General features: G+C 76.5%; 19 protein-coding genes and 3 pseudogenes. 7 read left to right on the forward strand and 15 right to left on the reverse strand.

Annotated features, from left to right (window positions below):
• Positions 1 to 1,191 carry a serine hydrolase domain-containing protein gene (locus tag SL103_RS25625; protein ID WP_069571292.1) on the forward strand — a complete coding sequence of 397 codons (1,191 nt, stop codon included), beginning with the start codon at positions 1 to 3 and terminating at the stop codon, positions 1,189 to 1,191.
• Between the two features lie 78 nt (positions 1,192 to 1,269).
• Positions 1,270 to 1,581 carry a hypothetical protein gene (locus tag SL103_RS25630; RefSeq protein WP_244304040.1) on the forward strand — a complete coding sequence of 104 codons (312 nt, stop codon included), beginning with the start codon at positions 1,270 to 1,272 and terminating at the stop codon, positions 1,579 to 1,581.
• A gap of 25 nt (positions 1,582 to 1,606) precedes the next feature.
• On the opposite strand, the gene SL103_RS25635 is transcribed toward SL103_RS25630, so the two are convergent.
• The gene (locus tag SL103_RS25635; RefSeq protein WP_069571294.1) at positions 1,607 to 3,043 is read right to left on the reverse strand and encodes a hypothetical protein; all 1,437 of its coding nucleotides are present in this window, start codon (positions 3,041 to 3,043) and stop codon (positions 1,607 to 1,609) included.
• A 112-nt stretch (positions 3,044 to 3,155) separates the two neighbouring features.
• On the opposite strand from SL103_RS25635, the gene SL103_RS25640 reads away from it, so the two are divergent.
• A complete protein-coding gene (locus SL103_RS25640) occupies positions 3,156 to 4,406 on the forward strand; it encodes a molybdopterin-dependent oxidoreductase (protein ID WP_069571295.1) in 1,251 nt (416 codons plus the stop codon).
• Positions 4,407 to 4,417: 11 nt separating this feature from the next.
• Positions 4,418 to 4,981 (forward strand): hypothetical protein, encoded by a 564-nt coding sequence (locus SL103_RS36460; protein WP_432215406.1) that lies wholly within the window; start codon positions 4,418 to 4,420, stop codon positions 4,979 to 4,981.
• A 401-nt stretch (positions 4,982 to 5,382) separates the two neighbouring features.
• Here the strand turns inward: SL103_RS36460 and SL103_RS39665 are convergent.
• From SL103_RS39665 to SL103_RS38950, 4 genes and pseudogenes are all read right to left on the reverse strand, one after another.
• Positions 5,383 to 5,634: pseudogene (locus SL103_RS39665) on the reverse strand (SAM-dependent methyltransferase); the annotation flags it as partial.
• Positions 5,631 to 6,305, reverse strand: coding sequence for a TIGR04282 family arsenosugar biosynthesis glycosyltransferase (locus tag SL103_RS25650; protein WP_069571297.1), 675 nt, complete (start codon positions 6,303 to 6,305; stop codon positions 5,631 to 5,633). The pseudogene SL103_RS39665 and the gene SL103_RS25650, both read right to left, overlap by 4 nt.
• Positions 6,302 to 7,042 (reverse strand): glycosyltransferase family 2 protein, encoded by a 741-nt coding sequence (locus tag SL103_RS38945; protein WP_244304201.1) that lies wholly within the window; start codon positions 7,040 to 7,042, stop codon positions 6,302 to 6,304. Before SL103_RS38945 ends, SL103_RS25650 begins: the two co-directional genes overlap by 4 nt.
• Positions 7,016 to 8,080: pseudogene (locus tag SL103_RS38950) on the reverse strand (NAD-dependent epimerase/dehydratase family protein); the annotation flags it as partial. The pseudogene SL103_RS38950 and the gene SL103_RS38945, both read right to left, overlap by 27 nt.
• Before the next feature lie 333 nt (positions 8,081 to 8,413).
• On the opposite strand from SL103_RS38950, the gene SL103_RS25660 reads away from it, so the two are divergent.
• Positions 8,414 to 9,421, forward strand: coding sequence for a PP2C family protein-serine/threonine phosphatase (locus SL103_RS25660; RefSeq protein ID WP_069574104.1), 1,008 nt, complete (start codon positions 8,414 to 8,416; stop codon positions 9,419 to 9,421).
• A gap of 7 nt (positions 9,422 to 9,428) precedes the next feature.
• On the opposite strand, the gene SL103_RS25665 is transcribed toward SL103_RS25660, so the two are convergent.
• From SL103_RS25665 to SL103_RS25700, 8 genes and pseudogenes are all read right to left on the reverse strand, one after another.
• Complete coding sequence (locus tag SL103_RS25665; protein ID WP_069571298.1) at positions 9,429 to 10,616, reverse strand: 4-hydroxybenzoate 3-monooxygenase; 1,188 nt, start codon at positions 10,614 to 10,616, stop codon at positions 9,429 to 9,431.
• Entirely contained in the window at positions 10,613 to 11,872 is a 1,260-nt protein-coding gene (gene pcaD / locus SL103_RS25670; protein ID WP_069571299.1) for a 3-oxoadipate enol-lactonase, read from the reverse strand. The genes SL103_RS25665 and pcaD overlap by 4 nt, the downstream gene beginning before the upstream one ends.
• A complete protein-coding gene (gene pcaB, locus SL103_RS25675; protein WP_069571300.1) occupies positions 11,869 to 13,326 on the reverse strand; it encodes a 3-carboxy-cis,cis-muconate cycloisomerase in 1,458 nt (485 codons plus the stop codon). The genes pcaD and pcaB overlap by 4 nt, the downstream gene beginning before the upstream one ends.
• A complete protein-coding gene (gene pcaG, locus SL103_RS25680; RefSeq protein ID WP_069571301.1) occupies positions 13,313 to 13,975 on the reverse strand; it encodes a protocatechuate 3,4-dioxygenase subunit alpha in 663 nt (220 codons plus the stop codon). Before pcaG ends, pcaB begins: the two co-directional genes overlap by 14 nt.
• A complete protein-coding gene (gene pcaH, locus SL103_RS25685; protein WP_069574105.1) occupies positions 13,975 to 14,715 on the reverse strand; it encodes a protocatechuate 3,4-dioxygenase subunit beta in 741 nt (246 codons plus the stop codon). The genes pcaG and pcaH overlap by 1 nt, the downstream gene beginning before the upstream one ends.
• Before the next feature lie 211 nt (positions 14,716 to 14,926).
• Positions 14,927 to 16,150 (reverse strand): thiolase family protein, encoded by a 1,224-nt coding sequence (locus SL103_RS25690; protein ID WP_069574106.1) that lies wholly within the window; start codon positions 16,148 to 16,150, stop codon positions 14,927 to 14,929.
• Positions 16,150 to 16,941 (reverse strand): CoA-transferase subunit beta, encoded by a 792-nt coding sequence (locus tag SL103_RS25695; protein WP_079146297.1) that lies wholly within the window; start codon positions 16,939 to 16,941, stop codon positions 16,150 to 16,152. Before SL103_RS25695 ends, SL103_RS25690 begins: the two co-directional genes overlap by 1 nt.
• A 135-nt stretch (positions 16,942 to 17,076) precedes the next feature.
• A pseudogene (locus SL103_RS25700) lies at positions 17,077 to 17,880 on the reverse strand (CoA transferase subunit A); the annotation flags it as partial.
• A 188-nt stretch (positions 17,881 to 18,068) separates the two neighbouring features.
• Here SL103_RS25700 and SL103_RS25705 point away from each other — a divergent pair.
• The gene (locus SL103_RS25705; protein ID WP_069571302.1) at positions 18,069 to 19,763 is read left to right on the forward strand and encodes an IclR family transcriptional regulator domain-containing protein; all 1,695 of its coding nucleotides are present in this window, start codon (positions 18,069 to 18,071) and stop codon (positions 19,761 to 19,763) included.
• Positions 19,764 to 19,814: 51 nt separating this feature from the next.
• On the opposite strand, the gene SL103_RS25710 is transcribed toward SL103_RS25705, so the two are convergent.
• On the reverse strand, positions 19,815 to 21,191 hold the full coding sequence (locus SL103_RS25710) for an MFS transporter (RefSeq protein ID WP_069571303.1): 1,377 nt from the start codon (positions 21,189 to 21,191) through the stop codon (positions 19,815 to 19,817).
• 172 nt (positions 21,192 to 21,363) lie between these two features.
• A complete protein-coding gene (locus SL103_RS25715; protein ID WP_069571304.1) occupies positions 21,364 to 22,353 on the reverse strand; it encodes a YihY/virulence factor BrkB family protein in 990 nt (329 codons plus the stop codon).
• 18 nt (positions 22,354 to 22,371) lie between these two features.
• On the opposite strand from SL103_RS25715, the gene SL103_RS25720 reads away from it, so the two are divergent.
• Entirely contained in the window at positions 22,372 to 24,015 is a 1,644-nt protein-coding gene (locus SL103_RS25720; RefSeq protein WP_069571305.1) for an acyl-CoA dehydrogenase family protein, read from the forward strand.
• Positions 24,016 to 24,151: the final 136 nt, after the last annotated feature.

Here is a 24,151-nt window from a genome sequence, read left to right on the forward strand (position 1 = left end):
ATGGGAGCAGCCACGGTCAGCGGCCACTGCGCACCGGGCTTCGACGGCGTACGGGAAGCGTTCGAGCGGAACTTCAGGGAGCACGGAGACGTCGGCGCGGCGGTCGCGGTGACCGTGGACGGTGAGCCGGTGGTCGACCTGTGGGGCGGTCACGCGGACGCCGGCCGCACCCGCGCGTGGGAGCGCGACACCCTCGTCAACGTCTACTCCACGAGCAAGGGGATGACCGCGCTGTGCGCCCATCTCCTGGTGGACCGCGGCGAGTTGGACCTCGACGCGCCGGTGGCCCGGTACTGGCCGGAGTTCGCGCAGGCCGGCAAGCAGGACGTGCCGGTGCGCTGGCTGCTCAGCCACCGGGCCGGTCTGGTCGCGCCCAGGCGGCCGCTCCCGGCCGGCCGCGCCTACGACTGGGACGCGGTGTGCGCCACCCTGGCCGCCACCGAGCCGTGGTGGCAGCCGGGCACCGCCCAGGGCTACCACGCGGTGACCTTCGGATACCTCGTCGGGGAGGTCGTCCGGCGGATCACCGGGCAGTCGCTGGGCGCGTTCCTGCGCAGCGAGATCGCCGGGCCGCTGGGCGCCCGGGTGTTCATCGGCACCCCGGCGGAGGAGCACGCCTCCTGCGCGGACATGGTCGGGCAGCTGGACGAGGCGCGGCTCGCCGAGCAGTTCCCCGGTGCGCCCAAGCCGCCGTTCACCTCGATCGCCGACCACCCGCTGGCGGTCCTGATGCTGGCACTGACCTCCATCCCCACCGGCGACGTCAACAGCGCCGTCTACCGCTCGGCCGAGATCCCGGCGGGCAACGCGCACGCCTCCGCGCACGGGCTGGCGACCGTCTACGGGGCGCTGGCGAGCGGCCGGCTCGTCGGGCCGGCGACCCTGGAGGCGATGCGCCGCTCCCAGAGCCTCCCCGGCGAGCCCGACCTGACCCTCGACGCGCTCGCGCCGGGGGGCGCCTCGCTGCGCTGGGGTCTGGGCTACATGCTGAACCAGGGGCAGGCGGGACCCAACCCACTGGCCTTCGGGCACGGCGGCGCGGGCGGCTCGTACGCCTTCGCCGACCCCGAGAACCGGCTGTCGTACGCGTACACCATGAACAGGTACGGCGGAGGCACGACCGGTACCGATCCGCGCAACGGCGGGCTGGTCGCCGCGGTCTACCGGGCGCTGGAGCAGACCCGGAGCTGACCCCGGGGCCCGGGTCGGGCCCGGCACCGCCCGGAGATCCGCGCCCGCGCTTGGCGTGGCACGGCGCGATAATGGGAGGTGCGGCAGCATCCGGCCCCGCTGCGGGTGCGGCGGGTCCGGGGAGAGGGCGTGGTGACCATGGAACGGGACACCGAGACGGTTCACGAGGCGTATGCGTTCGTCTGTCTGCACTGCGGACACGGCTGGGAAGAGGCATACGAGATCCGGCACACCACGGATCTGGCCGGCCACCGGCGCGCCGACTACTTCACCCGCGGCGTCCGGGTCCCCTCCCCGCTGACCCGGAACGACTGCCCGTCCTGCAACCTCGGCCCGATCCGGATCCTGCGTCCCGGCCGGGTGGACGCGGCCCGGACGTACCTGGCCTGACGCCCCCCGCCCGTCTGATACTCCGTCACCAGCCGGTGTACAGCAGGTGGTTGAGCAGCAGGGCCAGCACGGCCTGCGCCGCGAGCCAGGGCCGGTGGAGGGCCCGGGGCAGCAGTGCGCAGGCCGCCAGCAGCCACCAGGCGAAGGGCAGCCAGATCCGCTCGGTCTCCGCCTTGCTCATGCCGGAGAGGTCGGCGATCAGCACGGCGAGCAGCGCGGCCAGGACGAGGACGGTCAGGCGGCCCGCGGGGCCGGGCGGGGGCCCGGCGGAGGGGCGCAGCCGCCGCAGGGCGGCGGGTGCCGCGGCGAGGACGCGGCGCACCCCCGCGACGGTGGCCGGCCCGGTGATCAGTACGGCGCACGCGAGGTTGCCCCACACCCAGTACGCGTACGGGCGGACCCCGGCGGCCCCGCGGTAGTAGCGCTCGACCAGCAGGCGGTACCCCTCCCACCAGTCGAAACCGGCGAGGGTGAAGGCCACCGCGACGGTCGCCGCGCCGGCCACCAGCAGCGGCACCGGGCGGGCGTTCCGGGCGAGCAGCAGCACCGCGGCGGCGAGCGGCACGATCAGGGTGAGACCGTAGGAGAGGTAGCAGGTCAGGCCGAGGAGGAGGCCCGAGGCCAGGGCCGCGGCGGCGGCGCCGGGGGCACTCCCGCGGCTGCCGCCGGGGCCGCGGGTGGCGGCGAGGGCGAGCAGCGCCAGGGACCAGGCGGCGACCGCGGCGAAGTAGCCGTCGGCGGAGGTGCCGACCCAGACGGCGGCCGGCGCCAGGGCGAGGAACGGCGCGGCCCGGCGGGCGAGCCGCTCATCGGTCAGCGCGCGCAGCGCGACCAGGACCGCGGCCGCGGCGGAGGTGCCCACCATGATGCACCAGACGCCGGCCCAGGCCCCGCCGCCCAGACCTATCCGGTCCAGGCCGACGAAGGTGAGCACCGCGGCCGGCGGGTGCCCCGCCACATGTGCCGGCCAGTGGTCCGGCGCGTTGTTGAGGATGTGTCCGGTGAAGCCGCGCAGCGCCGGCCCCAGGTCGTCGAAGCGGCGGATGACGGTCAGGTACTCGTACTCGGTGGTGAGACGGCGGGCGATGCCGGTCTGCCAGCCGTCGATCAGGGCCAGCGACCACGTCCAGGCCATGGCCGCCGCCCAGCAGGCCGGGAGCAGGGCGCGCCAGGGCAGGCGGGCGGCGAGCGGCGGCCCGTAGCCGAGGACCAGGGCGGCGACGGCCAGGGCGGCGGGGGTGCCGGGCCCCAGGTGCGGGAACCAGGAGGCGTACAGCGGCGGCCAGTTGACGTGCAGGCTGCCGTTGGCACGCTCGATGACGGTGCCGATGGCCGCGGCGGCCACGACGAGCAGGAGCCCGGCCGCGGCGGCCAGCAGGTCGGCGCGACGCGCCGCACGGTCCTCGGGACCGGCCCGGCGGGCCGCGGCGGCGGGGGCTTCGGAGGTCGGTCGGGGGGTCACACCGGCACGCTAGGCCGCGGGGCGGGCGCACGACGCCGCCGATCCGCTGACGTCAGACTTTCGTCATGGGTCGTAGCCCCTCGGCCCAGGGTGTCCGGCATACCTTCAGGGCATGGGCGTCTCTCCCCGCACTCTCCCGACCTCGCCGTCCTTCTGGCGCAGCCCCGTGCGCGGCCCTCGGCTGACCGCGCTGCTCGGCGTGGTGCTGCTGGCCGGCATCACGCTGCTGTTCGTCACCGGCCTGCTGTCGTACGCCGCGTACAACCCCGATCTGGCCGGCGGCGTCAACGACGAGACGCCCGGCAAGGGCCTGCTCGGCTTCTACCTCTTCAGCTGGCCGACCGGCCCGTACTGGCTCTACCGGCTCACCCAGGGCCTGCACGTCACCGTCGGCGTCGCGCTGGTGCCCGTCCTGCTGGCGAAGCTGTGGTCGGTGATCCCGAAGCTGTTCACGCTGCCGCCGGCCCGGTCGCCCGGGCACGCGGCGGAGCGGCTGTCCCTGCTGCTGCTGGTCGGCGGGGCGCTCTTCGAGTTCGTCACCGGCCTGCTCAACATCCAGCTGGAGTACGTCTTCCCCGGCTCCTTCTACCCGCTGCACTTCTACGGCGCCTGGGTGTTCATCGGCGCGTTCGTCGCGCACGTCGCGCTGCGGCTGCCGCGGACCGTGCGGGCGGTGCGGGAGCGCACCGACCCGGCGCCGGACGCCGACGACACCGGGCTCGTGGCGCCCCGCCCGGCCCCGCCGACGGTGTCCCGGCGCGGCGTGCTGGGCCTGGTCGGCGCCGGTTCGCTGCTGCTGCTCGCGACGACCGCCGGGCAGAGCATCGGCGGGTGGTGGCGGCGTACCGCGCTGCTGGCGCCGCACGGCGGGCGCGATCCGGGCAGCGGGCCGAACGGCTTCCAGATCAACAAGTCCGCCGCGGCGGTCGGCATCCGGGAGCAGGACACCGGCGCGGACTGGCGACTGACGGTCGAGGGCGGCGGCCGCCGGGTGCGGCTGGACCGCGCCGCGCTGCTGCGGCTGCCGCAGCACACCTCGGCCCTGCCGATCGCCTGCGTGGAGGGCTGGTCCACCGACAATCAGCAGTGGGGCGGGGTGCGGCTGCGGGACCTCGCGGCACTGGTGGGGTTCGAGGGGCAGCCGCCCGGCGTGGTGGTGGAGTCGCTGCAACTGCGCGGCGCGTTCCGGCGGGCCGCGCTGAGCGCGCACCAGGTGCGCGATCCGCGGTCGCTGCTCGCCCTGCGGGTCGGCGGGGCCGAGCTGTCCGCCGACCACGGCCACCCGGCGCGGATCATCGTGCCGGCCGCGCCCGGGGTGCTCAACACCAAGTGGGTCTCGCGGCTGACGTTCGGGGAGTGGTGACGGTGGTACGCATGCGGGTGCGGTGGCGCGAACGGGCCCGGCGGGCACGGCAGTCGGTGTCCGGCCGGCACTGGTACGGCGAGGGACCGTTGCACCTGCTGCTGATGCTCGCCTCGTTCGCGCTCACCGGCTACGCGGGGGTGCGGCTGCTGGCCGGCGGGCAGTGGCCGCTGGTGGTGGTCTGGTTCGCCGGGGCGGCCCTGCTGCACGATCTCGTGCTGCTGCCGCTGTACTCGCTCGCGGACCGGGCGCTGGCCCGGTACACGGCGGCCCGCGGCGGGCACCGGGCCTGGACCGGGTACGTCCGGGTGCCCGCCGCGCTGTCCGGGCTGCTGCTCCTGGTGTGGTTCCCGCTGATCGCGCCGACGGCGGGCAGCGCGGCGCACTACGAAGCCGCGACCGGCCTGCCCGCCGGGGTGTTCCTGGGCCGCTGGCTGCTGCTCACCGCCGCGCTGTTCGCGCTCTCCGCGGTGTGGCTGCTGTGCCGTACGGCCGCGTCCCGGCAGGCCGGGACCGGTGCGGGAGGCCGCCGGCGCAGGGCGACGAAGCAGCGTTCCGCGCCGCCCGGGGACTGATCCGGCGGGCCGGCGTGGGACCACTGCTCGACGGCGGTCCAGCCGGTGGCGGCGGCGTGCCGCAGCAGGGCGGGAGTGCCGACCCGGGCCCAGGGGAACGGCTCGCCCGGGGTGCCGCGGCCGCCGGGGCAGCCGCGTTCGACCCGCACCTGGACGCGTTCGTCGACGTCCGCGGGGGTGGTCTCCACGAGGAGCAGGCCGGGCCGGGCGACGAGTTGGGCGCTCCGGGCGAGGAGGGCGCGCGGGTCGCCGCCGATGCCGATGTTGCCGTCGAGGAGCAGGGCGGTGCCCCAACTCCCCTCGCCCGGGAGGGGGTCGAAGACCGAGCGGTGCAGTGCGGTGCCGCCGGTCGCGGCGGTGCGGGCCACCGCGGCCGGGCTGACGTCGATGCCGAGCGCCCGCCGGCCCAGTGCGGCGAGCCCGGCGACCAGCCGTCCGGGGCCGCAGCCGATGTCGAGGACGGCGCCCTCGCAGCGGCGCAGCACGGCGCGGTCGGCGGCGTCCGGCCCGGCGCACCAGCGCTCGACCTCCAGCGGCAGCAGCCAGCCGTCGCTGCGGCGCAGGAAGAGCGGGCCGCGGCCGCTGCGGAGCGCCTCGGCGTACGGGTCGGCGCCCCAGGCGGCGGTGGCCGTGGCCGGCGCGGCGGCGCTCATCGGCCGGTGTCCGGCCGCAGCCGGGCCAGGGTGGCGGCGAACCGGCCGTCGGGCGCGGCGGCCGCGACCCGCTCGGCGTCGTCCGCGGTGTCCACGTCGCGCAGCGCCGGCAGTTCCCGTACCCGGAGCCCGGCGGCGGTCAGCCGGGCGCGCTGGACGGCGCCGGTGCGGTCGGTGGACATGGGGACGCCCCGCAGCAGCCGGGGGTCGGGGACGGCCAGGCCGAGCGCCCAGAATCCGCCGTCCTCGGCCGCCCCGAACCAGGCGTCGCAGCCGTCCCAGGCGCCGCGGCACAGGGCGGGGGCGAGGAGGTCCGGGGTGACCTGGGGGGTGTCCATACCGATCAGCAGGGTCGGGCCGGCGCTGTCGGCGAAGGCCGCGGCGAGCCGCTGGTCGAGGCCGCCGGCGCACTGCGGCCGGACGTCGAACCCGGCCGGCAGCCACCGCCCGGGCCGGCCGTCGAGCACCACCACGCGCCGCCGGGCGGGCATGGCGCGCACGGCCCGCAGGGTGTCGTGCAGCGCGGCCTCGGCCAACTGGGCGGCCTCCTCGGGGGTGTAGGGCGGGGTGAGGCGGGTCTTGACCCGGCCCGGCACCGGTTCCTTGGCGATGACCAGGACCGTCGTCGGTCCGGTGGCGACCCCCGCGCGGCGCTCCGCGGCCCCGGTCATCGGGCCGCCGCCCGCCGCGTACGGGGCGGGAGCGGCGGCTGGTTGAGGACGCCGCGCATGTCGCGGACCGCCTGCCAGGTGCCGCGCCAGGTGCCGGTGACCTTCGAACGGCCGGTGCGCGGACGGTAGGGCACCTCGCGCTCCTCGATCCGCCAGCCGGCGTCGGCGGCCCGGACGACCATCTGCAGGGGGTAGCCGCTGCGCCGGTCGGTGAGCCCGAGGTCGAGCAGCGCGGTGCGCCGGGCGGCGCGCAGCGGTCCGAGGTCGCCCAGCCGCAGCCCGGTGCGCCGGCGCAGCATCCGGGTCAGTGCGAGGTTGCCGGCCCGGGCGTGCGGCGGCCAGGCGCCGCGGCCCTCGGGGCGGCGGCGGCCCAGCACCAGGTCGCTCTCGCCGGCGCCCACCGCGCGGGCGAAGGGGACGAGCAGTGCGGGGTCGAGCGAGGCGTCGCAGTCGCAGAAGCAGACGATGTCCGCCTCGGCGGCCAGCAGCCCGGCGTGGCAGGCGGCGCCGAAGCCGCGGCGGGCTTCGTGGACGACGGTGGCGCCGAGGTCGCGGGCGAGTTCGGCGGAGCCGTCGGTGGAGCCGTTGTCGACGACGATCGCCCGCCAGCCGTGGGGGATGCGCGCCAGGACCCAGGGCAGTGCGGCGGCCTCGTCCAGGCAGGGCAGCACGACGTCCACCGGGGCGGGGCGGGCGGCGGCGGTCACGCGGGCGGCCGGACGGGCCGGCGCCCGCATCTCCTCCCGCGCGAACTCGGCCATGCCCGCGGCGAAGCCGGTCTCCGCCCGCCAGCCGAGGTCCTCGGCGATCCGCCGCGACGACGCGGTGATGTGCCGTACGTCGCCCAGCCGGTACTCCCCCGTCACCACCGGCGCCGGCCCGCCGTACGCGTCCGCCAGGGCGCGTGCCATCTCGCCGACGGTGTGCGGCTGCCCGCTGCCGGTGTTGTACGCGGTCAGGATGCCCGCCGCCCGGTCCGGCAGCGCCTCCAGCGCCACCGCGTTGGCCGCCGCGACGTCCCGTACGTGGAGGAAGTCCCGCCGCTGCCCGCCGTCCTCGTAGACCGTCGGCGCCTCGCCGCGGGCCAGCGCCGAGCGGAAGAAGGAGGCGACGCCGGCGTACGGGGTGTCGCGCGGCATCCCGGGCCCGTAGACGTTGTGGTAGCGCAGCGAGACGGCCCGGCCGCCGGTCGCCCGTGCCCAGGAGGCGGCCAGGTGTTCCTGGGCGAGCTTGGTCGCCGCGTACACGTTGCGCGGGTCGGTGGGCGCGTCCTCGTCGACCAGGCCCGGCCGCAGCGGCGCGCCGCAGCGCGGGCAGCGTGGCTCGAACCTGCCGGCGTCGAGGTCGGTGACCGCCCGCGGGCCGGGCCGCACCGCGCGGTGCTCGGGACAGGTGTAGCGGCCCTCCCCGTAGACCACCATCGATCCGGCGAGCACCAGCCGGCGGACGTCGGCGGCGGCCATTGCGGCCAGCAGGACGGCGGTGCCCAGGTCGTTGCAGCCGACGTAGCCGGGCGCGTCCGCGAAGTCCTTGCCCAGGCCCACCATCGCCGCCTGGTGGCAGACCGCGTCGACGCCGGCCAGCGCCGCGTCGACGGCCGCCCGGTCCCGCAGGTCCGCGACGATCCGCTGCTCCCCCGGGGACGGCGGCGGGGGCTCGGGGTGGGCCGAGGGCAGCAGGGCGTCAAGCACGACGGGTTCGTGGCCGCGGGCCAGGAGCGCCTCGACGACCCGTGAACCGATGAATCCGGCGCCGCCGGTGACCAGTACTCGCATGCCGGTCACGCTAGGCGGACGGACGCCTTCCGGCGCGCGCCACGACCGTCGTGTCACGGCTCCGTAAGATCCGGCGGCACTGTGACCGCTCGATCACCGTGGCCACTGCGATTCGGTAACAGGGGCCCGCGAGGTATTTCGATACGGCATATGTTGCATATGCTCAGCTCGGGGGCCTGGGGGCCGTTTCCGGACACTCCGACGGCCGAAAGCCCCCACCGAACGCCCTGACCCCAACGCCTCTTCAAGACCCCGTCGGAGAACCCCTTGGCCGTGGAGAACGGGGAGCACTGCACCGGCTCCCGTGTGCTGTCCGTGCTCCCCTACACGGTCATGGCCGTGGTCAGCGTCGTCGACCTCACCGCGGGGCCCGAAGTCGGCTTCCTGCCCCTGGTGTCCCTGGGGCCGGCCTTCGCCGGGCTGGTCGGCGGCTGGCGGCGGACCGCGCTGGTCGGGCTGACCGCGTTCGTGCTCTGCGTCGGTCTGGGCGTCTACAACGGGCTGTTCGAGACCCGGCGCGGGCTGACCGCGCTGCTGTCGGTGGCCGGGGTGACCGCGGCCGGCGTGGTCGCCGCGCTGATGCGGCAGCGCCGCGAGGCGGAGCTGGCCAGCGTCCGCTCGATCGCCGAGGTCGCCCAGCGCGTGCTGCTGCGGCCGGTCCCGCGCAGCGCGGGGCCGCTGCGGATCGCGGTCTCCTACACCTCGGCGGTGGCCGAGGCCCGGATAGGCGGCGATCTGTACGAGGTGGTGACCTCACCCGCCGGTGTGCGGATCATCGTCGGCGACGTCCAGGGCAAGGGGCTGGAGGCGGTGGAGAGCGCCGCGGTGGTGCTGGGCGCCTTCCGGGAGGCCGCGCACGACGAGCCGGACCTGTCCGCCGTCGGCGAGCGCGTCGAACGGGCCCTGAACCGCCATCTGTCCGGCGAACGCTTCGTCACGGCGGTCCTCGCCGAGATCGGCGACGGCCCGGACGCGACGCTCCTCAACTACGGCCATCCGGCGCCGCTGGTCGTCCGCCCCGACGGCACCGTCGCCTTCGCCGCGCCCCCCGACCGCGCCCTGCCGCTGGGCCTGACCCTGCACGGCTCCGGGGCCGCCCCGCACCCCCACGAGGTGCCGTTCAGCCCCGGCGACCAGCTGCTGTTCTACACCGACGGGGTCTCCGAGGCCCGCGACGTGGCGGGCCGTTTCTACCCCCTCGACGAGCGCGCCGCCCACCTCAAGGAACCGGACCCGGAGACCGCGCTGCGGGCGGTCCGCGAGGACCTGGTCGAGCACGCGGAGGGCCCGCTGCACGACGACGCGGCGATGCTGCTGGTCCGCTACCGCGAGCGCCGCTGAGCGGGCTTCACGGCAGGGGCACTCCGGTGTAGTTCTCGGCGAGTTCCGCCGCGGCGTGCGGGGAGCCGGCGATCCGGTCGAGCTGCGCGCGCTGCAGCCGGGTGTCGAACGGCGTCTGCCCGGGCGCGGTGTGCAGCGTCGTCGTCATGAACCAGGAGAAGTGCTCGGCCCGCCAGACCCGGCGCAAACAGGTGTCGGAGTAGGCGTCGAGCAGTTCGGCCCCGCCGGTCCGGTGCAGCCGGTCCAGGGCACGGGCGAGGACGGTGACGTCGGCGACGGCGAGGTTGAGGCCCTTGGCCCCGGTCGGCGGCACGATGTGCGCCGCGTCGCCCGCCAGCAGCACCCGCCCGTAGCGCATCGGCTCGGTGACCGAACTCCGCATGGGCAGGACCGACTTCGCGGTGATCGGGCCGCGCCGCAGCTTCCACGGCGCGTCGACGGCGGTGCGGGCCTCCAGCTCGTCCCAGATCCGCTCGTCGGGCCAGGCCGCCGGATCGGTGCCGTTGGGGACCTGGAGGTAGAGCCGGCTGACGGCCGGGGTGCGCATGCTGAGCAGGGCGAAGCCGCGTTCGGAGTGCGCATAGACCAGCTCGTCGGAGGACGGCGGGACCTCGGCGAGCACGCCGAGCCAGGAGTAGGGGTAGCCGCGCTCGTAGGTGCGGCGTTCGCTCTGCGGCACGGCCTGCCGGGTCACGCCGTGGTAGCCGTCGCAGCCGACGACGTAGTCGCAGTCGAGGGTGTGTGCGGTGCCGTGGTGCAGGTAGCGGATGACCGGGCGGTCGGTGTGCGCGCCCTCGACGGCGGTGGCCCGCGCGTCGAACAGCAGCGGCGGCCCGTCGGCGAGTTGCAGCGCGATCAGGTCCTTCACCACCTCGGTCTGTGCGTAGACCATGACCCGGCGGCCGCCGGTCAGCGCCGGGAAGTCGAGGCGGTGCGCACGCCGGTCGAAGCGCAGCTCGATGCCGTCGTGGGGCAGGCCCTCGCGGTCCATCCGCTCCCCCGCCCCGCCGGCGCGCAGGGCGTCCACGGTGGCCTGTTCCAGGATGCCGGCGCGCTGCCGCCGCTCGACGTAGTCGCGGTCGCGGCTCTCCAGGACGACGCAGTCGATCCCGGAGCGGTGCAGCAGGCGGGCGAGCAGCAGGCCGGCGGGTCCGGCGCCGATGATGCCGACGGTGGTGCGGCGGGGGTGGGTCACTGCGGTGTTCCTTCCGCGGGGTGCGGGGGCGGGCCGTCCGGGCCCCGGAGGTGTTCGGTGACGATGCGGTCGGCGAGGGCGAAGGCGGTGTTGGCGGCGGGCACGCCGCAGTAGACGGCGGTCTGGAGGAGGACCTCCTGGATCTCCTGCGGGGTGAGGCCGTTGCGCAGCGCGGCCCTCAGGTGCATCGCCAGTTCGTCGTGGTGGCCGCGGGCCACCAGCGCGGTGAGGGTGATACAGCTGCGGGTCCGCCGGGACAGGCCGGGGCGGGTCCAGATCTCGCCCCAGGCGTAGCGGGTGAGGAAGTCCTGGAAGACCTCGGTCAGTGCGCCGGTCCGCGCCTGCGCCCGGTCGACGTGCGCGTCCCCGAGGACGGCGCGGCGGACGGCCGTTCCGGCGGCGCGCCGGGCGCGGTCGTCCGTGTCGGGGAGGTGCGGGGCGCCGGGCGGCGGGGCCGTCGACGACCCGTCGGACGGGTGGGCCGTCAGATGGCCGAGCAGCGCGGCCAGGACGGCCGCCGGGCGTTCCACGCTCGCCAGGTGCGCGGCGCCGGCGAGTTCGACGAGGCTCGCGCCCGGGATGCCGTCGGCGAGTTCGCGGGCGTGCGCGGGTGGGGTGGCCGGGTCGGCGCGGCCGGCGACGACGAGGGTGGGGGCGGTGATCCGGGCCAGTGCGTCCCGCAGGTCGTAGCCGGCGAGGGCGTCACAGCAGGCCGCGTAGCCGGCGGGCGCGACGGTACGGCGCAGGGTGTCGACCAGCGCCACGGCCCGCGGGGAGCCGGCGAAGGCGGGGGTGAACCAGCGGCCGGCGGTGGTGTCGGCGACCGGCCCCAGGCCCGCCTCGCGGACTCGGGCGGCGCGGTCGTGCCAGCCCGCCGGCTCGCCGAAGCGGGCGGAGGAGCAGATCAGGGTGAGCGAGGTGATCCGCTCGGGGTGGTGTGCGGCGAGCCAGGCGCCGACCGCGCCGCCGAGCGAGACACCGGCGTAGCCGAAGCGGTCGATGCCGAGGGAGTCGGCGAGGTCGAGCACCCGGCCCGCGAGGGCGGGGACGGTGGTCGTCCCCGTGGCGGGGGTGCCGCCATGGCCCGGCAGGTCCCAGCGGACGACGCGGAACCGCTCGGCCAGTGCCGGGAGTTGGGGGTCCCAGACGGCGCGGGTGGTGCCGAGGGAGGGGCCCAGGAGCAGGGGCGGGGCGGTGTCCGGGCCGTCGACGGTGTGGTGCGGCGGCGCGCCGGGGGCGGCGGGCGGGCGGGTCATCCGGGCTCCTGTGGGTCGTGCGGGGTGCGGGCCAGCGCGCGGTCCACGAGCGCGCCGGCGGACCCCGTGTACGTGGTGGGGTCGAGGAGTTGACGCAGGCGGTCTTCGGGGAGGGCGGCGGACCGGCTCTCGTCCAGCTCCGCGCGCAGCGCGTCGTGGAGTGGCGTGCCGTCCTGCGCGGTCCGCCGGGCCGCCGCGTCCACGATGCGGCGGGCCTCGCCGCGGCCCGTCAGGGCGGTGAGGGCCGCGACGAGGCGTTCGGTGACGACCAGTCCGCCGGTCGCGTCGAGGTTGTGCCGCATCCGCCGCGGGTCGACCCGCAGGTCCGCGGTCAGTTCGGCGGCGTCCCGGGCGGCGCCGCCGACCAGCCGCAGGGCGTCCCGCAGCGGCTGCCATTCGGCGTGCCAGGCACCGGCCGGGCGCTCGTCCTCGGCGGCGAGGGAGCCGTACAGCACGGCGGTGAGGGCCGGGACCTGACGGGCGGCGGCCGCGAGGAGCGTGCCGCGCACCGGGTTCGCCTTGTGCGGCATGGCGGAGGAGCCGCCGCCGCTGCCCTCGGCCAGCTCGCCGGTTTCCGTACGGGCCAGGCTCAGGACGTCGGCCGCGAGCTTGCCGAGGGCACCCGCGGTGAAGGCCAGCGCACCGGCGAGGTCGGCGACCGGGGTGCGCAAGGTGTGCCAGGGCAGGGCCGGTTCGGCGAGTCCGGTCTCGGCGGCGTAGGCGGCGAGGAGGCGCGGGCCGAGGTCCGGTGCCGCGGGGGCGGCCGCCGCCGCGGCCTCCGCGTAGGCGTGGAAGGCCGCGAGGGTGCCGGCCGCGCCGCCCAGTTGGGCGGGCAGTGAGGACCGTACGGCCGCGAGCCGTGCGTGGGCGTCGAGCACCAGGCTGCGCCAGCCGGCCGCCTTGAGGCCGAAGGTGGTCGGCACCGCGTGCTGGGTCAGGGTGCGGCCGGCCATGGGGGTGTCGCGGTGCCGCTCGGCCGTACGGCGCAGCGCGTCGGCGGTACGGGCGAGGTCCGGCAGCAGGAGGTCCAGGGCACGGGCGCACACCAGCATGGTGGCGGTGTCGAGGATGTCCTGGCTGGTGGCGCCCCGGTGGACGTGGGCCGCGGCGACGGGATCGTGCGCGGCGACCGCGGCGGTCAGGTCGGCGACGAGCGGGACGACGGGGTTCCCGGCCGCGCGGGCGCGCAGGGCGAGGCCGTGCGGGTCGGGGCGGGTCCGGGCGGCGGCCGCGGTGACCGCGGCGCCCGCCGCGGCCGGGGCGAGGCCCACCGCGGCCTGGGCCCGGGTCAGGGCGGCCTCGGCGTCGAGCAGCGCGCGCAGGTACCCGGCGTCACCGGTGGCGTCGGCCACCGCCGAGCCGGCCCGGGAGGGGGCGAGCAGCCCCACGTCGGCCTCGGGACACGGACGTGCGGGCGGGGTGTCGTCGGCGCCGGGCCGGTCAGCGGAAGGCAAGGAAGACCGTCTCCTCGTGCGTGCCGTCCGCCGTCTGCTGCAGCTGGACGTCGAAGCGGTAGCGGCCGGGGCCGTCCGCGCGGGCGAGCAGGGTGCGGGCCCGCTCGGTGGGCAGCCGCGCCAGCAGCGGGTCGGCGGCGTTGGCCGTGGCGTGCTCGGGGAAGTAGACGCGGGTGGCGAGGTGGTGGAGCAGTCCGCGGGCGAAGACGCACACCGCGAGGTGGGGCGCGGCGTCCGGGCGCCCGGCGGGGGCGGTCGCGGGCAGGGTGTGCAGGACGTAGCGCCCGTCGGCGTCGGTCGGTACCCGCCCGAAGCCGGTGAAGTCCACGCCGTTGCGGCCGATCGCGGCGCCGGTGACCGGGTCGCGGCGCAGTGAGCCGGGCGCCCCGGTGAGGCTGCCGTCCGGGCCCGCCTGCCAGAACTCCAGCAGCGCGTCGGGCACCGGCGCGCCGGTGCCGTCCCGTACGAGGCCGTGCACGGTGACCGTGTCCGGGTGGCCGGCCGGGGCGATCTGCCCGCCGCCGGGGAGCGGCAGGGCGTAGCCGAAGAACGGCCCGATGGTCTGCGAGGGCGTCGGGGCGAGCGGTGCGGCGGGGGCGGCGCCCGGCTCCCGGCCGGCCGGCTGCGGGCGGGTGGTGGCGCGGGGCATCAGCGGCCCTCCTCGGTCCAGGTGGCGGACGGGCCGTCCAGGACGATGTCCCAGCGGTAGCCCAACGAGCGTTCTGGGCACGTCAGTTGGTGGTCGTAGGCGGCCACCAGGCGGGCGCGCGCGGCGGGGTCGGTGACCGAGCCGAGGATCGGGTCGTACGGGAGGAGCGGGTCGCCGGGGAAGTACATCTGGGTGATCAGCCGCTGGGTGAAGGCCGTGCCGAAGAGCGAGAAGTGGATGTGGGCCGGGCGCCAGGCGTTGTCGTGGTTGCGCCACGGGTAGGCGCCGGGCTTGACGGTGGTGAACGCGTAGCGGCCCTCGTCATCGGTCAGGCAGCGCCCGGCGCCGGTGAAGTTCGGGTCGAGCGGGGCGGGGTGCTGATCCCGCCGGTGGGCGTACCGGCCGGAGGCGTTGGCCTGCCAGATCTCGACGAGCTGGCCGCGTACCGGCCGGCCGCCGCGGTCCAGGACGCGTCCGGTGACGGTGAGGCGTTCGCCGAGCGGCTCACCCGGGTGCTGCCGGGTCAGGTCGGCGTCGAGGTCGGTGAGGTCGGTGACGCCGAAGGCGGGCCCGGACAGTTCCACGGCCTCCGGGTCGGCCCGGTGGTCGATCTCGACCAGCGGCCGGTGCGGGTGGCGGGAGGTGCTGCTGCGGTACGGGGGGTAGTTCCGCGCGGGGTGCTCCGGGGCGGGGGCGCCCCCGTCGCGGTCCCGTTCGGCGGCGGCGTGCAGGGCGGCCATCTCACGGCTCACGGCGGCCTGGGTGGGCAGCGGCGGGGCGGCGGACAGCGGCCGGGAGCCGGTGAGCGGGGCACCGGGCACGAAGGCCGGCGGGGCCGGGGTGGGCGGGATACGGGTCATGGCTGCCGTCTTCCGTTGCGGTGGTGGTCGGGCGGTCCGGGGAGGCGCGGTGCCGGGCGTCGCGGGCCCGGCATGGTCCAAAAGGCACGGCCTAGCGTTCGAGGACGACGGCCAGGCCCTGCCCCACGCCGATGCAGAGCGTCGCGAGCCCCGTGCCGGAGCCGGCGGCCGCCAGCCGGTGGGCGACCGCGCCCACGATCCGGGCACCGGACGCGCCCAGCGGGTGGCCGAGGGCGAGGGCGCCGCCGTGCGGGTTGACCAGGGCGGGGTCGAGCTCGGGCCAGCCGGCCAGACAGCCGAGGGCCTGCGCGGCGAACGCCTCGTTCAGTTCGACGGTGTGCAGCGCGTCGAGGCCGCGGCCGGCCTTCGCCAGGGCCCGTCGGGCCGCCTCGACCGGGCCGAGCCCGAAGAGCTGCGGCTCGATGCCGGTGACCGCGCTGCCGCGGATCCGGGCGAGCGGTGCGCAACCGGAGGCGCGCAGGCCCGCCTCGTCCATCAGGAGCAGGGCGGCCGCACCGTCGTTGAGCGGCGAGGAGTTGCCGGCGGTGACCGTGCCCCCGTCCGCGCGGAAGACCGGGCGTAGCGCGGCCAGCGCCTGACGCGAGGTGTCGGCGCGTACGCACTCGTCGCGCACGGGTGCCCCGTCGGCGCCGTCGCCGCCCCGCACCCCGTCCGCGCCGTACGGCACGGTCTCCGCGTCGAAGGCGCCGTCCTCCCAGGCCCGCGCCGCCTTCCGGTGGCTGGCCAGCGCGTAGGCGTCCTGCTGTTCGCGGGTGAGGCCGTAGCGGTCGGCGATCAGCTCCGCGCCCTCGCCCAGCGACACCGTCCACGCGTCGGGCATCCGGGGGTTGGTCAGCCGCCAGCCGAGGGTGGTGGAGTGCAGGGTCTGCGGGCCGGCGGGGAAGGCCCGTTCGGGCTTGGGGAGCACCCAGGGCGCCCGGCTCATCGACTCCACGCCGCCGGCCACGGCCACCGAGGCGTCGCCCAGCGCGACGGCCCTGGCGGCCTGGATGACGGCCTCCATCCCGGAGCCGCAGAGGCGGTTGACGGTGACGCCGGGCACGGTCACCGGCAGCCCGGCGAGCAGCACCGCCATCCGGGCCACGTCGCGGTTCTCCTCGCCCGCGCCGTTGGCGTTGCCGAAGTGGACGTCGTCGATCGTGGCCGGGTCCAGGCCCGGCGCGCGGTCCACCAGGGCCCTGACGACGTGCGCGGCGAGGTCGTCGGGGCGGACGCCGGACAGCGCGCCGCCGTATTTGCCGATCGGGGTGCGGACGGCGTCGACGACGTAGACGTCCCGGGGGCGGTCGGTGATCACGGGGCTGCGGTGTCCTTCCGGGAGGGGGTGCTCCGGTGCGCGGTGGGTGCGGGGGCCGGCCGGCCGGCGGCGGCCTTCAGGGCACGCAGGGCGGCGAGTTCGTCGTCGGTGGGCGGCGCCGTGACGACCGGCCGGCCGGCCACCTTCAGCTCCCAGCCGGTGGCCGCCCGTACCTGATCGACCGTCACCCCGGGGTGGAGTTCGGTCAGGACGAGTTCCGCGGTGTCGGGGTCGGGGCGCAGTACCCCGAGGTCGGTGATGACGGCGGTGGGGCCGGCGCCGGGCAGGCCGAGCGCCGCGCGGTCCCGGGGGCCGCTGCCGTGGCCGAGGGTGGTCACGAAGTCCAGCCGGTCGACGAAGTTGCGGCGGCTGTGCCGCAGCACCAGCAGCACCCGGCCGCAGTTGGCGGCGATCTCGGGTGCGCCGCCGGCCCCGGGGAGCCGCCCCTCGGGCCTGCCGGGGCCACGGCGGACGGCGGTGGTGTTGATGTTGGCGAACCGGTCGACCTGTGCGGCGCCGAGGAAGCCGACGTCGATCCGGCCGCCCTGCAGCCAGTAGTTGAACATCTCCGGCACGGACACCACGGAGTCGGCGGTGTCGGCGAGCTCGCCGTCCCCGATGGACAGCGGCAGCCGGGTCGGCTTGGCGCCGATGGTGCCGGATTCGTAGATCAACACCAGGTCCGGATCGGCGGTGCGCCGGGCGAGGTTGGCGGCCGTGCTGGGGAGCCCGATGCCGACGAAGCAGGTGCGGGCACCGGCCAGCGCGCGGGCCGCGTTGACCTCCATGAGCTCGTCAGGTGTGCAGCGGGGGGCGGGGGCGGCGGTGGCGCGGGCCCGGGGCACCCCGGCCGGCTCCTGCGCCGGAGCCGGCTGCCGCGCCGCGTCCGGTTCCGCCGCCACCCCCGGTTCCGCTCCCCCCTCCCCCCGTACGCTCTCCGCGAGCCACCGGCCGAACGCCGCGCGGTCCCGCGCGATGCCGTCCCACTGCCGGTAGAAGGCGTTGTCGCGGACCGAGTAGCCGGCCGCGTAGGAGGGGTGGGCGCCACCGGGCACGACGGCGACCGCGTCGACGACCCAGCCGGGCAGGACGACCCCGCCGGGCCGCGGCTCCAACGGGCCGTCGACGAGTTCCTCGACGGTGACCAGGACCCGGCGGGCGGCGAGCGCCGCCTCCTTCTGCACCCCCGTCAGGCCCCACAGCTGCACGTTGCCGTCCTTGTCGGCCTGCTGCGCGTGGATGACCGTGACGTCCGGGTTGAGCGCGGCGACGGCGGCCAGTTCCTCGCCGGTGAAGGGGCAGGTGACGGTGGCGACGGTGGGCGTGCGGCCCGGAATGTCGCTGCCGCGGTAGCCGCGCAGCACCGCGAACGGGAGCCTGGCCGCGCCCGCCGCGTAGCGGTTGGCCATGCCGGCGTGGCTGTGCTCGTCGATCTCCAGCGGGGCGGGCCAGCCGTTCTCCACCGCGTCCCGGAAGCGGTGCAGCGAGCCGACGCCCGGGTTGCCGCCCCAGGAGAAGACCAGTTTGCGGGCCGCGCCGGCGCCGATCAGCTGGTCGTAGACCACGTCCGGCGTCATCCGGGCGAGCGTGAGGTCCTTGACGCCCTGCCGGATGATCTCGTGCGCCGCCGCGAACGGGATGAGGTGGGTGAACCCCTCCAGTGCCACGGTGTCGCCGTCGTGGATCAGCTCCGCGACGGCGTCTCGCAGGGAACGGATAGCGGCCATGTCCTCGCCCTCGGGTCGTTCTGCCTGGTACGCGCCGGCTCGTCCGTGCGGTCGGCCCGCAGACCACCGCCGTTCGCTCAGTGAACTAAAGTTCATCTCTGCGCGCTCCGAGTTTGGTCCCCGTCCCGGGCCCTGTCAACGGGCCGCCGGGTACCGTTCCGACGAGATCACCGCACGATGGAGAGGCCATGACCCACCCCGCCCCGACCGCTCCCGCGTCGCCGGCCCCGCCACCGGAGGCGGTGGGCCCGCTGATGCGCGGCCTGTCCGTGCTGCGGGAACTGGCGGCCGGCGCCGGCCGCCGGTCGGTCGGCGACCTGGTGCGCACCACCGGCCTCGCCCGCTCCACCGTGGACCGCGTGCTGAGCACCCTGGCCCGGCTGGGCTACGTACGGACCGAGGGCCGCGATGCAGTGGCGGCGCCGCGGCTGCTGGAGCTCGGCAACGCCTACCTCGCCGCGTCCGAACTCCCCGACCGGCTCGGCCCGCTCGCCGACCGGCTGGCCGACGAGCTGGACGAGTCGGTCTCGCTCGCGGTGCCCGACGGCGACGGTGTCCGCTTCGTGCACCAGGCGACCCGCCGCCGCGCGATGTCGCTCGCCTTCCGCATCGGCGATCTGCTGCCCGCCGAACGGGGCGCGCCCGGCGCGCTGTTCGCGGACACCTGGACGGCGGCGGACTGGCGGCGCTGGCGGTCGCGCCGGGCGGCCGACCCGACGGACGCCGGCTTCCCCGCCGTACCGCCGCGGCCCGCCGACGACGACCCGGCCGCCGCGGCCGCCGGCTTCGAGGCGCGGGTGTCCGCCGCCCGCACCGCCGGCTGGTCCCTCGACGACCAGCTCATCGAACCGGGGCTGGTCGCCGTCGCGGTGCCGGTCCGGGACGCCGCCGGCCGCACGGTCTGCGCGCTCAGCGTCGTCAGCCACACCAGCCGGCTGAGCGCGGCGGAGCTGCCCGACGCGGTGCTCCCCCGGCTCCGCGAGACGGTCGCGGCGATGGCGGACGCCCTCGCCGCACCCGGGGGCGGCCCGCCCGCGCCCGGCACCCCCGCGGGCCATCCGCCGCACGCCACCTGGATGCGCGCCTCCAAGCAGGAACTGGGGCCGGAGTTCGTGGAGTCGCTGGCCCGCGGGCTGCTCACGCTCACCGCGTTCGGCGCCGGCCGTGCCGAACTCCCGCTGACCGCCGTGGCGGAGGCCACCGGCCTGGCACGCGCCACCGCCCGCCGGGCCCTGATCACGCTGGCGCACCTCGGCTACCTCACCACCGACGGCAAGCTCTTCCGGCTCACGCCGAAGGTGCTGGAGCTGGGCTTCGCGCACCTGTCGGGCCTGACGCTGCCCGCCCTCGCCCAGCCGCACCTCGTGGCGCTGGTCGAGCGGGTGCACGACTCCGCGTCGATGGCGGTGCTGTCCGGCGACGAGATCCAGTACGTCGCCCGCGTCCCCACCGTGCGCATCATGAGCGTCAACATCACCCTGGGCACCCGCTTCCCGGCGTACCCCACGTCCATGGGCCGCGTCCTCCTCGCCGGCCTGCCCCCCGCCGAACGCTCCGAACGCCTGGCCCGCACCGCCCGCACCCCGCTGACCCGGCACACCGTGACCGACCCGGAGCGGCTCGGCGCGCTCCTGGAGCAGGTCCGCGCCGACGGCTACGCGCTCGTCGACGAGGAGCTGGAGGAGGGCCTGCGCTCCCTGGCCGTCCCGGTCCACGACCGCACCGGCCGCGTGGTCTCCGCGGTCAACGTCTCGACGCACGCGGGCCGTTGCACCCCGGAGGAGGCCCGCGCCGCGATCCTGCCGGCGCTGCGCGAGGCCGCCACCGCCATCGAGGCCGACCTCCGCGTGGCGGGCCGGTACGCCCGCATCGCGCCCCTGTGACCCGCCGGCCCCGGCGGTAGCCGCGGCGGTTCCGGGGGCCGTTCCCGCGCGCTACTCGGCGCCCGCCGGGGCCGGTGACGGCGTGGCCGCCGGGCGGCCGGTCCGGCGGGCGAGCGGTACGAGTCCGATGGCGAGGGCGCCCAGGAGGCCGGCCGACGCGAAGGCGGTGAAGCCGAGCCGGTCGTTGCCGGAGGCGGCGAGGGCGCCGCCCAGCCAGGGGCCGACCACCGCTCCGGTGCGGCCGATGCCGGTGACCCAGCCCAGGCCGGTGGCCCGTTGGGCGGCCGGGTAGACGCGGTCGGCGGCCGCGTAGACCATCACCTGGGCGCTGAAGAGCCAGACGCCGGTGACCGCGACCACGACGTAGGTGAGGGCGAGTGGCAGCCGGGCGCCGAGGAGCAGGGCGCCGGCGGCGGTCAGCAGGAACCAGAGGGCGGAGACCTTGACCGGGCCGTAGCGGTCGGCGGTGCGGCCGGCGATCAGCATGCCGACGATGCCGCCGGCGTTGATGACGAGCAGGAAGCTGACCGAGGACGTCAGGCCGTAGCCGGCCGCGCGCATCATCTGCGGCAGCCAGGTGCTGACGCCGTAGACCAGCAGCAGGCCCGCGAACGAGGCGAGCCAGAGCAGCGGCGTCGCCCGGCGGACGCCGGGGCGGAAGAGGGCGCGCACCGCGTCCAGACGGCCCTTGGGACCGTGGGCCGGCGCGTCGGCGGGGGCCGGGCGGGGCAGGCCGTAGCGGTCGGCGACCGCGTCGGCCTCCGCGGTGCGGCCCCTGGCGAGCAGCACGCCGGGGGATTCCGGGAGCAGCCGCAGCAGCAGGGGCGCGGCGATGACGGCGGGCAGGACGCCGGCCCAGAAGACCCAGCGCCAGCCGAGGGTGGGGGCGAGCGCCAGGCCGAGGCCGGTCGCGGCCATGCCGCCCGCGTGGTACGAGGTCATCAGCAGGCCGGTGGCGAGCGCGGCCCGGCGCGGCGGGGCGAACTCCAGCACCACGGACAGGCAGAGGGGCATCAGGCCGCCGAGCCCGAGGCCGGCCAGGAAGCGGCCGGCGCCGAAGGGCGCGGCCGTGCCGGAGAGCGCGCAGACCGCCGAGCCCGCGGAGAACAGCAGCACGCTGGTGACCAGGACCGGGCGGCGGCCCAGCCAGTCGGTGAGGGTGCCGGTGCCGAGCGCGCCGATCAGCATGCCGAAGGTGGTCCAGCTGCCGATCGTGCCGGCCGTGCCGGGGGTGAGGCGGAGACCTGGGTCGTCGAGCAGGTGCGGCATGACGGCGCCGTAGACGTTGACGTCCATCCCGTCGAAGAAGACCGCGAGCCAGCACAGGGCGAGCACCGGCGCGACGGAGCGGAAGGTGTGGCGCCGGCCGGCGGGGGCCGCGGCGTTGCCGGACGTGCCGGGGGGCGGGGGCGGACCGGAGGGGGACATGGGACCTCGGATTCACGAGTCACGGACGCGGCGCGCGGGTGCGGGTGCGGCCGGGGCGGCTGGGGCGCGGGCGGGTCCACGGGCGGCTGAGTTCGCCAGGTGAACTTTCGTTCGCAGCCCTGTGGGCAAGGATCATCGGCCCGGGGTCGCGGGCTGTCAATGGTTCCTGCGCTCAGTCGCCCTGCCCGTCGGCGTCGGCGCCCCGCTTCGCCGCCGCCCGGCGCGCCATCTCCTCGCGCGCCTCCGCGGTGGCGGCCGACGGCCACACCCGGTCCAGTGCCGCGTTCATCGCCGCGCCCACCAGGACCGCGAAGGCGGACACCCCGATCCACAGCAGCACCGCGACCGGCGCGGCCAGCGACCCGTAGATCGTGGGCCCCTCGACCGTCGAGGTGAGGTAGAGCCGCAGCAGGAAGCTGCCGAGCACCCAGATGCCGAGTGCGACCACCGCGCCGGGGATGTCCTCCGGCCAGGGCGAACGGACGGGCACGGACAGGTGGTAGAGGGTGGTGAGGAAGGCGACCGACACCAGCAGGACGATCGGCCAGTACAGCGCCCGGATGACGTGCTCACTGGCCGGCAGCAGGCCCACCACCGTGTCGGGGCCGGCCACCATCAGCGGCAGCGCGACGGCGCCGACCAGCAGCCCGGCGAGGTAGAGCACGAAGGACAGCAGCCGCGTCTTGACGATGCCGCGCCGGCCGTCGAGCCCGTACATGATCGTGATGGTGTCGACGAAGACGTTCAGCGCGCGCGAACCGGACCACAGCGCGAGGGCGAAGCCGATCGAGATGACGTCGGGGCGGCGGCCGGTGAAGACGTCGTTCAGCAGCGGCCGGGCGATCTCGTTCACGCCCTTGTCGGAGAGCACCGTGCCGGCCGCGCCGAGGATGTGCTGACGGACGTTGTCGAGGGTGTCGTGCCCGATCCACGCCTGCGTGTAGCCGAGGACGCCGAGCAGCCCGAGGATCAGCGGCGGCAGCGACAGCAGGCACCAGAACGCGGCCTCCGCGGCCAGACCGGTGACCCGGTACGTCATGCAGGAGTGCACGATGTCCTTGAGCAGGAGCCAGGCCAGCCGGCGCGTGGAGACATTGCGGTACAGAACGCGGGCCCTGGTCAGACGGCCCGCCCGCTCGGTTGGTTCGTTTGCCGGCTGCACCTCCTTACCGTATCCGGCATGGCAGCCACCACTCATACGGTCACCAACCAGCCCCCGCCGCTGGTCGGCTACGACGTCTTCGCCAACGACCCCGCCCTCACCGAAGGCATCGCCCGGTACGTCGCCGACGGCCGGCAGGACGAGGCACGGGAGGAACTGGGCCGGCTGGGGCGGGCGGCCGGCTCGGCCCACGCCCAGCAGTGGGGCGAACAGGCCAATCGCCACCCGCCCGTCCTGCACACCCACGACCGCTACGGCCACCGCGTCGACGAGGTGGAGTTCCACCCGGCCTGGCACCGGCTGCTGGGCCACGCCGTGACGGCCGGCCTGACCGACGCCTGGTCCCGCCCCGACGGCCATGTCCGCCGCACCGCCGGCTTCATCACGTGGACCCAGGCCGAGGCGGGCCACGGCTGCCCGCTGTCGATGACCCACGCGGCGGTCCCCACCCTGCGCGCCGAGCCGGAGCTGGCCGCCGTGTGGGAGCCGCTGCTGACCTCGCGGATCTACGAGCAGGAGCTGCGCCCGGCCGCCGAGAAGGGCGGGGCGCTGGCCGGCATGGCGATGACGGAGAAGCAGGGCGGCAGCGACCTGCGGGCCACCACCACCCGCGCCGAGCCGCTGGCCGCGCCCGGCGAGTACGCGCTGACCGGGCACAAGTGGTTCTGCTCGGCGCCGATGTCGGACGCCTTCCTGGTACTGGCCCGGGCACCCGGGGGGCTCACCTGCTTCCTGCTGCCGCGGGTGCTGCCGGACGGCAGCCGCAACTCCTTCCGGCTCCAGCGGCTCAAGGACAAGCTCGGCAACCGCTCCAACGCCTCGGCCGAGGTCGAGTTCGACGGGCGGACCTGGGCCCGCCGGGTCGGCGAGGAGGGACGCGGGATCGCGACGCTCATCGAGATGGTGGCGGCGACCCGGCTGGACTGCGTCAGCGCCGCGGCCGCGGTGATGCGCCAGGCGGCGGCGCAGGCGCTGCACCACACCGCGTACCGCGAGGCGTTCGGCAGCCGGCTGGCCGACCTGCCGCTGATGCGCAACGTGCTGGCCGACCTGGCGCTGGAGTCGGAGGCGGCGACCACGCTGGCGCTGCGGCTGGCGGCCGCGTACGACGCGGACACCGAGCAGGACCGGCACCTGCTGCGGCTGGCGGTCCCGGCGGCGAAGTACTGGGTGACCAAGCGGTGCACGCCGATGGTGACCGAGGCGCTGGAGTGCCTGGGCGGCAACGGCTACGTCGAGGAGTCGGGGCTGCCCAGGCTGCTGCGCGAGGCACCGCTGAACTCGATCTGGGAGGGCTCCGGCAACGTCCAGGCGCTGGACGTGCTGCGGGCCCTGCGCCGCGAACCCCCGGCGCTGCACGCCTTCCTGACCGAGATCGGTACGGCGCGGGGCGCGGACCACCGGCTGGACCGGGCGATCAAGGGGATGCTCACCGAACTCGCCGACCTGGAGGGCATCGAGGCGCGGGCCCGGCGCCTGGTGGAGCGGATGGCGCTGGTGCTGCAGGGCTCGCTGCTGGTGCGGTACGCGCCGCCGGAGGTCGCGGACGCGTTCTGCGCCTCGCGTCTGGGCGGCGACGCGGGCGCGGCCTTCGGCACGCTGCCGCACACACTGGACCTCGCCGCGATCGTGGCGCGTGCGCGCCCGGTGCTCGACCGCTGACCAGGCCCCCGCCGGGGGTTCGGCGCAGCGGCGGCTCCCCGTCCCTCCGGGCCGTTGCCTCGCGAAGGGACGGGGACAGGGGGTTGCCGCCGCCGCGCCGGCCGGGGAGCGGTGCCGCGCCGACCCGGCACCGCTC

It is taken from the genome of Streptomyces lydicus (assembly GCF_001729485.1).
Classification (GTDB): Bacteria; Actinomycetota; Actinomycetes; order Streptomycetales; family Streptomycetaceae; genus Streptomyces; species Streptomyces lydicus_D.

Coding starts and splice junctions, on each gene's coding strand:
- SL103_RS25625 (WP_069571292.1), top strand. CDS start 1: ATGGGAGCAGCCACGGTCAGCGGCCACTGCGCACCGGGCTTCGACGGC.
- SL103_RS25640 (WP_069571295.1), top strand. CDS start 3,156: ATGGGCGTCTCTCCCCGCACTCTCCCGACCTCGCCGTCCTTCTGGCGC.
- SL103_RS36460 (WP_432215406.1), top strand. CDS start 4,418: ATGCGGGTGCGGTGGCGCGAACGGGCCCGGCGGGCACGGCAGTCGGTG.
- SL103_RS25650 (WP_069571297.1), bottom strand. CDS start 6,305: ATGACCGGGGCCGCGGAGCGCCGCGCGGGGGTCGCCACCGGACCGACG.
- SL103_RS38945 (WP_244304201.1), bottom strand. CDS start 7,042: ATGCGGGCGCCGGCCCGTCCGGCCGCCCGCGTGACCGCCGCCGCCCGC.
- SL103_RS25660 (WP_069574104.1), top strand. CDS start 8,414: ATGGCCGTGGTCAGCGTCGTCGACCTCACCGCGGGGCCCGAAGTCGGC.
- pcaD (WP_069571299.1), bottom strand. CDS start 11,872: ATGACCCGCCCGCCCGCCGCCCCCGGCGCGCCGCCGCACCACACCGTC.
- pcaG (WP_069571301.1), bottom strand. CDS start 13,975: ATGCCCCGCGCCACCACCCGCCCGCAGCCGGCCGGCCGGGAGCCGGGC.
- pcaH (WP_069574105.1), bottom strand. CDS start 14,715: ATGGCCGCCCTGCACGCCGCCGCCGAACGGGACCGCGACGGGGGCGCC.
- SL103_RS25695 (WP_079146297.1), bottom strand. CDS start 16,941: ATGGAGGTCAACGCGGCCCGCGCGCTGGCCGGTGCCCGCACCTGCTTC.
- SL103_RS25705 (WP_069571302.1), top strand. CDS start 18,069: ATGACCCACCCCGCCCCGACCGCTCCCGCGTCGCCGGCCCCGCCACCG.
- SL103_RS25710 (WP_069571303.1), bottom strand. CDS start 21,191: ATGTCCCCCTCCGGTCCGCCCCCGCCCCCCGGCACGTCCGGCAACGCC.
- SL103_RS25720 (WP_069571305.1), top strand. CDS start 22,372: ATGGCAGCCACCACTCATACGGTCACCAACCAGCCCCCGCCGCTGGTC.